This is a genomic window from Halopseudomonas sp. (assembly GCF_036960865.1).
Taxonomy (GTDB): domain Bacteria; phylum Pseudomonadota; class Gammaproteobacteria; order Pseudomonadales; family Pseudomonadaceae; genus Halopseudomonas.
This window is the reverse complement of sequence record NZ_JBALWE010000003.1, coordinates 302,509-315,459: the sequence shown is the minus strand read 5'-3', so window position 1 is coordinate 315,459 and position 12,951 is coordinate 302,509. Positions and strand designations below refer to the sequence as shown.

Annotated in this window: 10 protein-coding genes; 3 read left to right on the top strand and 7 right to left on the bottom strand. The window is 61.0% G+C overall.

The genetic code is table 11. The features are described 5' to 3' along the window. Positions 1–112: 112 nt before the first annotated feature. Both rho and trxA read right to left on the bottom strand, forming a co-directional pair. A complete protein-coding gene (rho, locus tag V7747_RS06015; RefSeq protein WP_092286299.1) occupies positions 113–1,378 on the bottom strand; it encodes a transcription termination factor Rho in 1,266 nt (421 codons plus the stop codon). 212 nt (positions 1,379–1,590) lie between these two features. Further along, positions 1,591–1,917: a thioredoxin TrxA gene (trxA, locus tag V7747_RS06010; protein ID WP_335615145.1), complete on the bottom strand. Its 327-nt coding sequence runs from the start codon at positions 1,915–1,917 to the stop codon at positions 1,591–1,593. A gap of 165 nt (positions 1,918–2,082) precedes the next feature. Between trxA and ppx the strand changes: the two genes are divergently transcribed. Next, positions 2,083–3,588, top strand: a complete 1,506-nt coding sequence (gene ppx / locus V7747_RS06005) for an exopolyphosphatase (RefSeq protein ID WP_335615144.1) — start codon at positions 2,083–2,085, stop codon at positions 3,586–3,588. On the opposite strand, the gene ppk1 is transcribed toward ppx, so the two are convergent. Genes ppk1 through V7747_RS05990 form a run of 3 tightly spaced genes read right to left on the bottom strand, consistent with a single transcriptional unit; the run spans position 3,567 to position 8,106 of the window. Further along, positions 3,567–5,786, bottom strand: a complete 2,220-nt coding sequence (ppk1, locus tag V7747_RS06000) for a polyphosphate kinase 1 (protein ID WP_335615143.1) — start codon at positions 5,784–5,786, stop codon at positions 3,567–3,569. The genes ppx and ppk1 overlap by 22 nt on opposite strands. Positions 5,787–5,797: 11 nt before the next feature. Further along, positions 5,798–6,817: a porphobilinogen synthase gene (gene hemB / locus V7747_RS05995; RefSeq protein WP_335615142.1), complete on the bottom strand. Its 1,020-nt coding sequence runs from the start codon at positions 6,815–6,817 to the stop codon at positions 5,798–5,800. Between the two features lie 56 nt (positions 6,818–6,873). Next, positions 6,874–8,106: a GGDEF domain-containing protein gene (locus tag V7747_RS05990; RefSeq protein WP_335615141.1), complete on the bottom strand. Its 1,233-nt coding sequence runs from the start codon at positions 8,104–8,106 to the stop codon at positions 6,874–6,876. Positions 8,107–8,477: 371 nt separating this feature from the next. Here V7747_RS05990 and V7747_RS05985 point away from each other — a divergent pair, with 371 nt between their 5' ends. Beyond that, positions 8,478–9,077 carry a DUF6436 domain-containing protein gene (locus V7747_RS05985; protein WP_335615140.1) on the top strand — a complete coding sequence of 200 codons (600 nt, stop codon included), beginning with the start codon at positions 8,478–8,480 and terminating at the stop codon, positions 9,075–9,077. After that, positions 9,043–10,557, top strand: coding sequence for a methyl-accepting chemotaxis protein (locus V7747_RS05980; RefSeq protein WP_335615139.1), 1,515 nt, complete (start codon positions 9,043–9,045; stop codon positions 10,555–10,557). Before V7747_RS05985 ends, V7747_RS05980 begins: the two co-directional genes overlap by 35 nt. A 3-nt stretch (positions 10,558–10,560) precedes the next feature. On the opposite strand, the gene V7747_RS05975 is transcribed toward V7747_RS05980, so the two are convergent. Next, entirely contained in the window at positions 10,561–11,010 is a 450-nt protein-coding gene (locus tag V7747_RS05975) for a YaiI/YqxD family protein (protein ID WP_335615138.1), read from the bottom strand. Continuing rightward, complete coding sequence (locus V7747_RS05970) at positions 11,007–12,917, bottom strand: ATP-binding cassette domain-containing protein (RefSeq protein ID WP_335615137.1); 1,911 nt, start codon at positions 12,915–12,917, stop codon at positions 11,007–11,009. The genes V7747_RS05975 and V7747_RS05970 overlap by 4 nt, the downstream gene beginning before the upstream one ends. Between the last annotated feature and the right edge of the window lie 34 nt (positions 12,918–12,951).

The window sequence follows — 12,951 nt, the reverse complement described above, 5'->3', positions numbered from 1 at the left end:
CCTGGGGTGTTTGGTCAGAAGCACATTATGCCGACAGCGTAGTCTGTCGGGTGGCCTAAAGTGCAACAAGCTGCAAGCAACGCGGGGCCGCTTGCAGCTTGTTGCCTGCAGCTTAGTTCTTGCTGCGCTTCATCGACTGGAAGAACTCGTCGTTGGTCTTGGTATCTTTCAGACGATCCAGCAGGAATTCGATCGCAGCGACTTCGTCCATCGAGTGCAGAATCTTGCGCAGAATCCACATGCGTTGCAGTTCGTCTTCGCTGGTCAGCAGCTCTTCACGGCGGGTACCGGAGCGGTTGATGTTGATCGCCGGGAAAGTGCGGCGCTCGGCGATCTTGCGATCCAGGTGGATCTCCATGTTGCCGGTACCTTTGAACTCCTCGTAGATCACCTCGTCCATCTTCGAGCCGGTATCCACCAGCGCGGTGGCGATGATGGTCAAACTACCGCCTTCTTCGATGTTGCGCGCGGCGCCGAAGAAGCGCTTGGGCTTCTCAAGAGCGTGCGCGTCAACACCACCGGTGAGCACCTTGCCGGAGCTGGGGATCACGGTGTTGTAAGCACGGGCAAGACGGGTGATGGAATCGAGCAGGATGATGACGTCTTTCTTGTGCTCGACCAGGCGCTTGGCCTTCTCGATGACCATCTCGGCTACCTGCACGTGACGGCTTGGCGGCTCGTCGAAGGTAGAAGCCACCACTTCGCCGCGCACGGTGCGCTGCATCTCGGTCACTTCTTCCGGGCGCTCGTCGATCAGCAGTACGATCAGGTGGCACTCGGGGTTGTTACGGGCAATGTTCGAGGCGATGTTTTGCAACATCAGGGTCTTACCGGCCTTTGGCGGGGCGACCAGCAGGCCGCGCTGGCCTTTGCCGATCGGTGCGCACAGATCAATGATGCGCGCCATCAGGTCTTCGGTGGAGCCGTTGCCGGCTTCCATGACCAGGCGCTCATCAGGAAACAGGGGGGTAAGGTTTTCGAACAGGATCTTGTTTTTGGTGTTTTCCGGGCGATCAAAGTTGATCGAGTCGACCTTCAGCAGGGCAAAATAGCGCTCGCCATCTTTCGGTGGGCGAATCTTGCCGGCGATGGTGTCACCGGTACGCAGGTTGAAACGGCGGATCTGGCTGGGCGAAACGTAGATGTCGTCGGGGCCGGCCAGATAGGACGAGTCAGCGGAGCGAAGGAAACCAAAACCGTCCTGCAGGATTTCCAGCACACCATCGCCATGGATATCCTCGCCACTTTTCGCGTGCTTTTTCAGAATGGCAAAAATCACATCCTGTTTGCGCGAGCGACCCATATTTTCCAGGGCCATGTTGTTGGCGATTTCAAGCAGTTCGGTAATAGGTTTTTGTTTGAGTTCAGTCAGGTTCATAGGGTCGGTGAGCAATAGTAGTATCGGCAGGAAAGGGTTGGGTTTCGGCCGCCATATTGGAATGGGGCGATGGGTTTGGCTGTGGTAACGATAAGCCACTGTCGCAGGGGGCGACCAGGAGTTGGAAAGCAAATCTAGCACCGCTGAGGCGTGGCGTCTAGGTTTTGCCGGAAAAAGTCAGCCCCGGAGCGTAATGGCCGGGGCTCAAGGTATCAGATGTTACTGTCGAGGAAGGCGGCCAGCTGTGATTTAGACAGAGCGCCGACCTTGGTGGCCTCGACGTTACCGTCCTTGAACAGCATCAGGGTCGGGATGCCGCGCACGCCGTACTTGGGCGGTGTGTCGGTGTTTTCGTCGATGTTCAGCTTGCAGATCTTCAGTTTGCCGTTGTAGTCCTTGGAAATTTCGTCCAGAACCGGGGCAATCATTTTGCAGGGACCACACCACTCTGCCCAGTAATCCACCAGAACGGGGGTGTCGGACTTGAGCACTTCATCTTCGAAGCTGCCGTCAGTGACATGCACAATCAAATCGCTCATGCGTTTCTCCAAGGGTTTCTAAATGCGGAATCGCAACATCATAGCACCACCTGTCGGCGAAGCGGAAGCTGGAGGGCAGACAGCGCTTGGCGTGGTCGGTGCAGCAGACAACTGTCACCTATCGGGTGCTAGAATCGAGGCATAACCGACTCAAGGGACGAATGCATGGCTGACTCACAACAGAATGACCACTCGCTGGTAGCAGCGATTGATCTTGGTTCCAACAGCTTTCACATGGTGTTGGCGCGGGTTGATCAGGGCGAGATACGGATTCTGGAAAGGCTGGGCGAGAAGGTGCAGCTGGCCGCGGGTCTGGATGAAAATCGAATGCTCAGCGACGAAGCCATGCAGCGCGGCCTCGACTGTCTGCGTCGTTTCGCTCAGCTGATCAATGGCCTGCCGCCTGGCGCGGTACGCATCGTCGGTACCAATGCGCTGCGCGAGGCGCGTAACCGCGGCCAGTTCATTCGCCAGGTGCAGCAGATTCTTGGGCATCGCGCCGAGGTGGTTTCCGGGCGTGAGGAGGCGCGTCTTATCTATCTGGGGGTCTCGCACACCCTGGCTGACGATGGCGGGCGCCGGCTGGTAGCCGATATAGGAGGTGGCAGTACCGAGTTCATCGTTGGTGAGCGCTTTGAGTCGCTGCTGCGCGAGAGTCTGAGCGTTGGTTGTGTGTCTTTCAGCCGTCAGTTCTTTGCCGACGGCAAGATTACCGCAGCCCGTTACAGCCAGGCTTACACGGCGGCGCGGTTGGAGCTGATGAATATCGAACAGGCAATTCATCGCCTCGGCTGGACCGAAGCCGTGGGTGCCTCCGGCACCATCCGCTCGATCGGGCAATGCATTCAGGCCGCCGGCAAGGGGCAGGGCGAGGTCAATCGTGAGGGCCTGCAGTGGCTCAAGCGCAAGGTATTGAAGGCGGCGCATGTCGACAAGCTGGATATTCAGGGGCTGAAGTCCGACCGTCAGCCAATTCTGCCGGCGGGACTAGCGATTCTTGAAGCCATGTTCGACGCCCTGGGCATTGAAAGCATGGCGCACTCTGAAGGCGCGCTGCGTGAGGGGGTGCTGTACGACCTGTTGGGGCGCCAGCAGCACGAGGATGTGCGTGAGCGTACCCTGAGCGCGCTGATGGAACGTTACCACGTAGATCTCGAGCAGGCCGCGCGGGTTGAGGACAAGGCGCTTCGCCTGATGCGCAAGGTGGATGACCAGTGGCACCTGTCGGCCAGCAAGCAGGCAGACCTGCTGATCTGGGCAGCGCGGGTGCATGAGGTCGGGCTGGATATCGCGCACCATCAGTTCCACAAGCACGGCGCCTATCTGATTGAGCACTCGGACCTGCCGGGTTTCTCTCGTCAGGACCAGCAGGCGCTGGCGTTGCTGGTTCGTGGGCACAGACGCAACCTGCCGAATGCCGAGCGTCTGGGTGAATTTGGCGATGATGCAGGCACTCTGCTACGCCTGTGCATGATCTTGCGACTGGCGATTCTCTACCATCACATTCGGGGTAATCAGGATATGCCCGAGTTGGCGGTGGAGGCAGGGCAAGACTATCTGGTGCTGAACTTCCCGGAAGGCTGGCTCGAAGCCAACCCGCTGACGCAGGCTGACTTCGACCAGGAGGCGCTGTATTGGGCCAAGGCCGGTTACAGGTTGACGGCGCGCTGAGGCGAGTTGGCTAGTTTCTCCAGCAGCGCGGTTTGCGCGCTGCGCGGGTTCTGGTTGCCGCTGGGTGAGCTGAGTACATAGGAACCGTCGCTCTGCAGTATCCAGCTGCGGGTGTTGTCGGTCAGAAACACCTGTAACTCCTGTTTGGCGCGGGTGATCAGCTTCTTGCCTTCGAGCGGGAAGCAAGTCTCCACGCGTTTATCCAGATTGCGCTCCATCATGTCGGCACTCGACATCCACACCTGATCCTGTCCCTCGTTGAGGAAATAGTACACACGGCTGTGCTCCAGAAAGCGGCCGATAATCGAGCGCACGGTGATATTGTGCGATACGCCGGGAATGCCCGGGCGCAGGCAACACATGCCGCGAATGATCAGATCTACCTTCACCCCCGACTGCGACGCCTTGTACAGCGCCTTGATGATCTTGGCGTCGGTCAAGGAGTTGGCCTTGGCGATGATGTGTGCGGGCTTGCCGGCCAGGGCGTTGAGGGTTTCTCGGTTGATCAGCTCCAGCAGGCGCTTTTTCAGTGTGAAGGGTGCTTGCAGCAGCTTCTTCATACGCTGCGTCTTGCCCATGCCGATCAGTTGGTTAAACAGTTTGTGCACATCTTCGGTCAGCGCCAGGTCCGAGGTCAGGATGCTGTAGTCGGTGTACAGGCGGGCGTTGCCTGCGTGGTAGTTGCCGGTACCCATGTGCACGTAGCGCTTCAGGCTCTTCTCTTCGCGGCGGAGGATCAACATCATCTTGGCGTGGGTCTTGAACCCAACCACTCCGTAGATGACCACGGCGCCGGCCTGCTGCAGGCGGCTGGCGAGCTGCAGATTGGACTCCTCATCGAAGCGCGCGCGCAGCTCGATCACCACAGTGACCTCCTTGCCGTTTCGCGCTGCTTCTACTAGGGCGTTGACGATTTCGGAGTTGGCACCGGTGCGATACAGCGTCTGCTTGATCGCCAGCACGTTGGTGTCCTGCGCCGCCTGGCGCAGCAGGTCGACGACCGGGCTGAACGACTCATAGGGGTGCAACAGCAGGATGTCCTGCTTGCTGATGGCCTGGAACAGGTTGTCGGCGCTCGACAACAGCTTGGGGATGCCCGGGCTGAAGGTCGGAAATTGCAGCTCGGGGTGATTTTCCAGGCCGGTAATTGAGAACAGCCGGGTCAGGTTGACCGGGCCATTGACCTCGTAGAGCTCGGCTTCGCTCAGACCGAACTGGCGCAGCAGAAAGTCGGTCAGTGGCTTGGGGCAGTTGTCCGCCACTTCCAGGCGCACCGCATCGCCATAACGGCGCGACAGCAGCTCGCCACGCAGCGCACGGGCCAAGTCGTCAACCTCGTCGGGGTCGACAATCAGGTCGGCGTTACGGGTCAGGCGGAACTGATAACAGCCCAGCACCTTCATTCCGGGGAACAGATCGTCTGCGTGCGCATGGATCATCGACGACAGGAAGACGAAGTTGTCGCCGCCATCGCACAGCTCGTCAGGCAACCGAATTAGGCGCGGCAGTGAGCGCGGCGCCGGAATGATTGCCAGGCCTGAATCGCGACCAAAGGCGTCAACGCCTTCCAGCTGTACGATGAAGTTCAGGCTCTTGTTGACCAGCAGTGGAAACGGATGCGTCGGGTCAAGGCCGATAGGGCTGATGACCGGCGCCACCTGCTGACGGAAGAAGCGGCGAATCCACAGGGTCTGTTTGTGCGTCCACTGGTGGCGGCGCACAAAGCGGATGCCTTTTTCACTCAGTGCCGGCAGCAAAATATCGTTCAGCAGGCTGTATTGGCGGCTGACGTGATGATGCGCAATTTCGCTGATTTTGCTTAGCACCTGTTGCGGCTGCAGACCGTCAGGTCCGGTTTGCTCGCGGGCAAAGGTGATCTGTTTCTTCAGGCCAGCCACGCGGATTTCAAAGAATTCATCCAGGTTGCTGGAAAAGATCAGCAGAAACTTGAGCCGCTCCAGCAGCGGGTAAGACTCGTCCAGCGCCTGCTCCAGCACGCGGATGTTGAACTGCAGCTGCGACAGCTCGCGGTGAATGTAGAGCTCGGGCGCGTTGATGTCGGCCAAGACGGCGTTATCCGCAGGCTTGTCGCTGACGGGGGCCGGGCGGGGTACCAGTTCGACCTTGGGGGCTGTCTCGGCGGTGCTGGTTGCCGCTTCGGGCTGGCGGTTTTCGCGGCTGCTGTTGAGCTCTGCCATGGGGGCCTCGTTCAGTTTGATTGTCGTTCGCGCAGTTGGCGCGCTGCGGTTTTGGCGAAGTAGGTGAGGATGCCGTCGGCGCCGGCACGCTTGAAGGCGATCAGTGATTCCAGAATCACCGCGTCGCTGAGCCAGCCGTTATTGATTGCGGCGCAGTGCATGGCATATTCGCCACTGACCTGATAGACGAAGGTCGGTACCTTGAAGGTATCCTTTACCCGGTAGACGATATCCAGATAGGGCATGCCCGGCTTGACCATGACCATGTCGGCGCCTTCGGCCAGATCGGCGGCGATTTCCTGCAGGGCTTCGTTGCCGTTGGCCGGATCCATCTGGTAGGTCGCCTTGTTGCCCTTGCCGAGGTTACCGGCGGAGCCAACCGCGTCGCGGAAGGGGCCGTAGTAGGCGCTGGCGTACTTGGCTGAGTAGGCCATGATGCGCGTATGTACGAGCCCGGCGTCTTCCAGCGCTGCGCGCATGGCACCCACGCGGCCGTCCATCATGTCGGAGGGCGCAACGATGTCGGCACCGGCTTCGGCGTGGGACAGGGTTTGTTTGACCAGGGTCTCGACGGTGATGTCGTTCATCACGTAGCCGTGCTCGTCGATGATGCCGTCCTGACCGTGGGTGGTGAAGGGGTCCAGGGCCACGTCGGTTATCACGCCGAGTTCGGGGAAGCGTGCCTTGAGCGCGCGGGTAGCACGTTGCGCCAAGCCATCGGGGTTGTAGGCTTCCGCAGCGTCTAGCGATTTTTTCTCCAGCGGGGTGACCGGGAACAGTGCGATAGCTGGAATGCCCAGCTCGACCAGCTCGGCGGCCTCGTCCAGTAACAGATCGATGGACAGGCGCTCGATCCCGGGCATAGAGGCAATGGCTTCGCGCTGACCTTCGCCTTCCAGTACAAACACCGGGTAGATCAGGTCGTCAGCTGTCAGGGTATTTTCACGCATCAGGCGGCGGGAAAAGTCATCCTTGCGCATACGGCGGGGACGGCTGAGGGGGAAAGGACGCTGGACAAAAGACTGGCTCACAATAACTCCGTTGATGCGGTGGAATGGGGTCCACTATGCACCTATCTGGTTGACGTTTATACGTCCAGATTATGACGGAATTGTGACAGCAGACGTAAGGCCATTTGATCTTCAAGGTCGGCGCCGGGTGCTGGTGCCAGCTCGACGCGGTTTCGTCCTAGAGCCTTGGCGCGGTAAAGCGCAGCGTCTGCAGCGCCCAGCAAGGTATTGAAATCGTAACCATGATGTTCGGAGCAGGCGACCCCCAAGCTGACGCTCAACCATACCGGCTTTGACTCGGACTCCCACGGGTTGCTGCACAGGCCCTGGCGAATGCGCTCGGCTACCTGGGCGGCGCGTTCGGTGTCGAGCCCGGGAAGAATCAGAGTGAATTCTTCGCCGCCGAAGCGCCCAAGCAGGTCGTCGCTGCGCAGGTGCTGACAGATCCGCGCGACCAGGTGGCAGAGCACCGCGTCGCCGGTTTGGTGGCCGAATTCGTCGTTGATGCGCTTGAAGTGATCGGCATCGACCATGATCAAGGTGACGGGCTGGCTGCGCTGGGCCATGAGTTCCAGCAGTACGTGGGCTTGCTCCTGCAGGCTGCGGCGGTTCAGGGTGTTGGTCAGCGCATCGCGCTCGGACAGCCGGTGCAGGGCTTCGGCCGTGCGGTAGTGGGTCATCAGGATGAAGCCGCTGGCCATGCCGATCTGTGCGAGCATCGCGCCCAGCAGGGTGAGGTTCTGCAGTGGGCTATCAAGTAATGGCAGTTCGGCCTGCCAGCCGAAGAGTGCCGCCACCGGGCGGGCCACCAGGCAGAAGCCGTACAGCAGGGCGATACCGCCACTGAACCAGTAGGCGGTGCGCAACGGTTGCGCTGCGCGGATCAGCAATTCCTTGGCGCACATCAGGCAGAGTCCGCCCAGGATGACTGAACTGATCGCGTAGCGGATGTCGAGACGGTCCACCTGAAAGCGGAAGAACCACAGCAACACCATGATCACGGCGGCCGCACAGATGGTCCCCCATTGTGGCTGGCTGCTGCCCTTGAAGGCCCTGACGCCAAGCCAGATGACGCCGAGCCCGAGGGTCATCAGGCCATTGGCAAGTACGATAGACAGGCTGTGATGCAGGTGCTCCTGGTTGACGTTGAGCAGCAGGCCCAGCATCAGTGCGCAGTTGCCGAGCGCCCAATGCCGCAACCCCTGCTCGGTGCCGGCGTGCCAGGCAGCCAATGCCAATAGCAGGGTCATGCTCAGGGTCACCAGAGTCAGGGTGACAGTCAAAGTAGTGAGGTCGAGTGCGGCAAGCATCAGCAGAGAGTGTCCTTGCGCGGCGGGGGCGGCCGGCACTGTGCGTAGTCATCCATGGGCTAGAGCGGCAGCTTGCTGGATGCGGCTGCCATACCCACGGGAATAATCGGGGTATTGTCTCGGGTTGCTGCAACGGTAAACCAAGCTTGGCCGGCTGCAAAGGCGTCAAGACTGGCTGATTGGCCAAGATGTGGCGGGGTTTGCACAAATCGATGCACATGTGCGGTGCGATGTCGCACGGTGGGAGGCTGTGGTGCGGGGCTTGGATCGATACGCCGGCCATGTGCCAATGTCGCGTCCCGGCCATGCCGGTATGGTGAACGGGTGTGGCACAATACGCGGCGTCCTTGACCTGCCTCCGGAACGATGTAATGAGCCCCTGTATTCGCCGACTACTCACTGTGCTTTTGCTACTGGTTTGGCTCGCTGGACTGGTTTGGGCTTATTGGTGGTTTGAGGCGCGCTATATCAAATCTTTCGAGCGCCCAGCGTACTTTCAGGGTGAAGCGGTCTCGCCGCCTTTTGCGCCGGGGCAGGTGCAGGTGCTGCATGTGTGGCAGTCCGTTTGTCCTTGTAGCGCCGGACACGAAAGCTACGTAGATGAAATGACGCAGCGTTTCAGCGCGCAGGGTGTACAGTTTGCGCGCGCCGGTCAGCGTGCCACCGATGGCCTGACCGATGGTCTCAAGGCCTTGCCCTACTGGCCGATACCCGAGGTATGGGAAGACTGGCCGGGCGCGCCGTCCATTGCCATCTGGGATGCGCAGGGGAATCTGGCCTATGTGGGCCCCTACAGTGATGGAGCGCACTGTACGCCGGACAGCAGTTTTGTCGAGCCGGTGGTGCAAGCCTTGCTGGCCGGGCGAAAAGTAAGCATCACACGCCAGGATGCGGTGGCTTGCCTGTGTGATCTTGTTCCTGGTGAGAGGTCTGTCGATGAATCCGAGTATTCCCCAATCCCTCAGCCTTGATGCTCATTATCTGCAGGCCGATCGGGTCATGCTGGGTGTGCTTTGGCTGTGCTTTTTGGCGTCGTTGGCTTTGGCCAGTTGGTACGGCACCTGGGCGCAGGCGCTGATTGTTGGCGGCGGCACCTTGCTGGTTATGCACGGCCTGCACGCACTGGCCAAGGGGCGGCGCATTTTTCGTTGTGCTATGGGGGCGGCCTTCATGGTCATGGCTGCACTGCACATCAATCAGAGTCACGGCACCCTGGAGATGCACTTTTCCATTTTCGTGCTGCTAGCCTTTCTCATCTACTACCGTGACTGGCTACCAATTGCGGTGGCGACGCTGGTGATCGCGGTTCACCATTTCATGTTCTTTTACCTGCAAAGCCAGCAGTTGGGTGTCTGGCTCGCCAAGGGCGTGACCTTTGGGCTGGTTTTCGTCCACGCCGGCTACGTGCTGGTGGAGGCGGCAGTGCTGATTTATCTGGCGCGGCTAGGTTATCGCGATGCGCTTGAAGGTGAAGCGATGGCGCGTGCCACGGCGATGATGCTGGCCTCGGGCAAAGGTGTTGACCTGACTTACCGCGTGCCGATGCGCACGCCCATGATTGATTCGTTTAACAACCTGGTGGCGAGTCTCGACACCATGGTGGCGGATGTGGAGGGCAATCTGCAGCGGCTGGCCCAGGTAGGTCAGACGGTAACCAGCAAGTCAGGCGCCGTGCGCCAGAGTGCTGAACGCCAGCAGGATGAAACCCATTACATGGTGCAGGCAATGCATGAGATGAGTCATGCGACCGCTGAGGTGGCCCGCAACGCCGCCGAAGCGGCCAGTGCCTCGGAAGATGCCGATCGCCATGCACAGCAGGGGCACAAGGCGATGCAGGACATCCGTCAAGAGGTGGGCTCGCTGGAGGCCAATATTCGGCGTACCGGGGAGGCGGTTAACGGGGCTGCCCAGCTGGCAGTAGATATTGACCAGGTGGTGGATGTGATCAAGGGCGTGGCTGAGCAGACCAACCTGCTGGCGCTCAATGCAGCGATTGAGGCAGCGCGCGCCGGTGAGCAGGGGCGTGGTTTTGCCGTGGTCGCCGACGAGGTGCGGAATCTGTCGCAGCGCACTGCCCATTCAACGGCAGAGATTCAAGACTTTATCGCGCGTCTGCAGCAGGCCTCTGAAGAGGCACGCGGTGCCATGCAGTTGAGTCAGGCCTCGGTGACACGCTGTATGACCGTCACGGACGACAGCGTCCACACGCTGGCCGGCATAGTCGGTGAAGTTGCTGGCATCGCCAAGCTCAATAGCAGTATCGCAGCGGCTACGCAGGAGCAAGCAACAGTCGGTGACGACGTCGCGCAGCGATTGCAGGGGATTGGGGACATTGCACTGGCCAACGCCGAGCAGGCAGCCGAATTGGCCCAACAGGCTGCGGAGCTTGAACAGGTGCGCGGTCAGCTACAGGGCGACGTCAGTCAGTTTGTTACCAGTGGGCGCGGCTGAGGCTCAGGCGCCCCGCGTGAGCAGGCGGTCCAGCGCGTTGGCGAAGGCCTGCTTGTCGCGGTCGCTGTAGGGTGCAGGACCGCCGCGCCCTGCCAACCCGGCGCCGCGTAGTTCATCCATCAGATTGCGCATTGCCAGTCGGTCGCCGATGCTGGCTTTGTCGTAGACTTGGCCGCGCGGGTTGATCGCGGTCACCTGACGGTCGACCAGGCCGGCTGCCAGTGGAATGTCGGCGGTAATCACCAGGTCACCGGGGCTCGCCTGTTCAATGATGTGATGATCGGCGGCATCCGCACCGGCCGAGACGATTACCTGGCGCACGCCGGGTCCGGGTGGCAGCTGCTGGGCGCTGTTGGCCACCAGCACCAGCTCTATCTGCTTGCGTCGCGCGGCCTTGACCGCGACGTCGCGCACCGGACGGGGGCAGGCATCGGCATCAATCCACAGAATCATTCGGCCGCCAATGCAGCCTGCAGGCTGTCCAGTTCTTCGTGGGCTTGCAGCCAGGCCTCTTCCAGCTCGGCAACGCGCTGCTGGCTACTGGCTTGGCGGGCCAGCAATTGCTTCAACTCATCCTTGTTGGCCGCTTCGTACAGTGTGCTGTCGCCCAGCAAGGTCTCGACTTCGCTGAGTTCGTCATTGGCTGAGGCCAGTTGCTGCTCCAGTTTGTCCGCCGCCTTTTTCAGTGGGGCCAGACGTTGCCGCTGTTCGGCAGCGGCGCGGCGCTGCGCCTTGGCGTCGACCTTGGGTGCACTGCTGCTGTCGGGCTGCGCGGCAGCAGCCTGCTGCTGACGGAACTGCGCCAGCCAGCGAGTGTAGCTGTCCAGGTCCTCGTTGTAGGTGGCAACCTTGCCGTCAGCGACGAGCCAGAGCTCGTCCGTAGTGTCGCGGATCAGCGCGCGGTCGTGCGAGACCAGCAGCATGGCACCTTCGAACGCCTGCAGAGCGATGGTCAGCGCGTGGCGCATCTCCATGTCGAGGTGGTTGGTCGGCTCGTCGAGCAGCAACAGGTTGGGCTTTTGCCAGGCAATCAGCGCCAACGCCAAGCGGGCCTTTTCGCCACCGGAAAAATGCTCTACCGCCTGATCGATGCGATCACCCTGGAAGTCAAAACCGCCGAGGAAGTTGCGCAGCGTCTGCTCGCGCTCATCGGGCGCCAGCCTGGCCAGGTGCAGCAACGGGCTGGCGGCGGGGTCAAGGCTGTCGAGCTGGTGCTGAGCAAAGTAGCCGATGGCCAAGTGCTCGCCGGTTTTCAGTTCGCCGCTGAGCAACGGCAAGGTGCCGGCCAGCGACTTGATCAGCGTTGACTTGCCGGCACCGTTGGGGCCCAGCAGGCCAATGCGGGCACCGGGTGCCAGTTGCAGTTTGACGTCGGCGAGGATGGGTTTGCCTTCGTAGCCGAGCTGGGCTTTGTCGAGATCGAGCAGCGGAGTGGACTGATTGGCCGCCTCGCGGAAGCTGAACGAGAAGGGCGAGTCAATGTGCGCCGGGCTGAGCTCCTCCATCCGTTCCAGGGCTTTCAGCCGGCTCTGTGCCTGTCGGGCCTTGGTGGCCTGGGCGCGAAAGCGGGCGATGTACTTCTCCATATGTTCGCGCTGCGCCTGCTGCTTCTCGAACGCGGACTGCTGCTGCGCCAGGCGCTCGGCGCGGGTGCGCTCGAACTGGCTGTAGGCGCCGCGGTAGAGATTCAGTTTCTGACCTTCTACGTGCACTATGTGCTCGACCACGGCGTCGAGAAAGTCGCGGTCGTGGGAGATCAGCAGCAGGGTGCCGGGGTAGCCGCGCAGCCAGTCCTCAAGCCAGAGAATAGCGTCGAGGTCGAGGTGGTTGGTCGGCTCATCGAGCAGCAGCAGATCGGAGGGTTGCATTAGCGCTTGTGCCAGATTAAGGCGCATGCGCCAGCCACCGGAGAAGTCGCCCACCGGCTGCTCACACTGTTCAGTGGTAAAGCCCAGGCCGGCCAGCAGCGTGCGTGCGCGGCTGTCGGCGGTAAAGCCGTCGTGGCTCTCCAGCTCGCCGTACAGGCTGCCCAGTTGCTCAGCGGCTTGCTGCGCTTCGGCCTGTTGCAGGCGGCGCTGGATGTCGCGCAGGCGGTGGTCGCCATCGAGCACATAGTCTACGGCGAGGCGGTCGAGGTCTTCGATTTCCTGCCGCATATGGGCGATACGCCAGTCCGCCGGCAGACCGCATTCGCCGCCGTCGGGTTCGAGCTCGCCGCGCAGCAGTGCAAACAGACTGGACTTGCCGGCGCCATTGGTACCCAGCAGGCCGACTTTCTGGCCGGCATGCAGGGTAAGATTCGCGTTGTCGAGCAGCCGCAGCGGGCCACGTTGCAACGTAAGGGATTCGATGGTGATCATGGGGCGCGAGTATATCAGCGCGCCGTGTCGCTGT

What these genes read in the sequence shown, in the direction of transcription:
- ppx (WP_335615144.1), top strand. Translation starts at nt 2,083, where the DNA reads ATGGCTGACTCACAACAGAATGACCACTCGCTGGTAGCAGCGATTGAT.
- V7747_RS05990 (WP_335615141.1), bottom strand. Translation starts at nt 8,106, where the DNA reads ATGCTTGCCGCACTCGACCTCACTACTTTGACTGTCACCCTGACTCTG.
- V7747_RS05970 (WP_335615137.1), bottom strand. Translation starts at nt 12,917, where the DNA reads ATGATCACCATCGAATCCCTTACGTTGCAACGTGGCCCGCTGCGGCTG.
- V7747_RS05985 (WP_335615140.1), top strand. Translation starts at nt 8,478, where the DNA reads ATGAGCCCCTGTATTCGCCGACTACTCACTGTGCTTTTGCTACTGGTT.
- ppk1 (WP_335615143.1), bottom strand. Translation starts at nt 5,786, where the DNA reads ATGGCAGAGCTCAACAGCAGCCGCGAAAACCGCCAGCCCGAAGCGGCA.
- V7747_RS05975 (WP_335615138.1), bottom strand. Translation starts at nt 11,010, where the DNA reads ATGATTCTGTGGATTGATGCCGATGCCTGCCCCCGTCCGGTGCGCGAC.
- trxA (WP_335615145.1), bottom strand. Translation starts at nt 1,917, where the DNA reads ATGAGCGATTTGATTGTGCATGTCACTGACGGCAGCTTCGAAGATGAA.
- rho (WP_092286299.1), bottom strand. Translation starts at nt 1,378, where the DNA reads ATGAACCTGACTGAACTCAAACAAAAACCTATTACCGAACTGCTTGAA.
- V7747_RS05980 (WP_335615139.1), top strand. Translation starts at nt 9,043, where the DNA reads ATGAATCCGAGTATTCCCCAATCCCTCAGCCTTGATGCTCATTATCTG.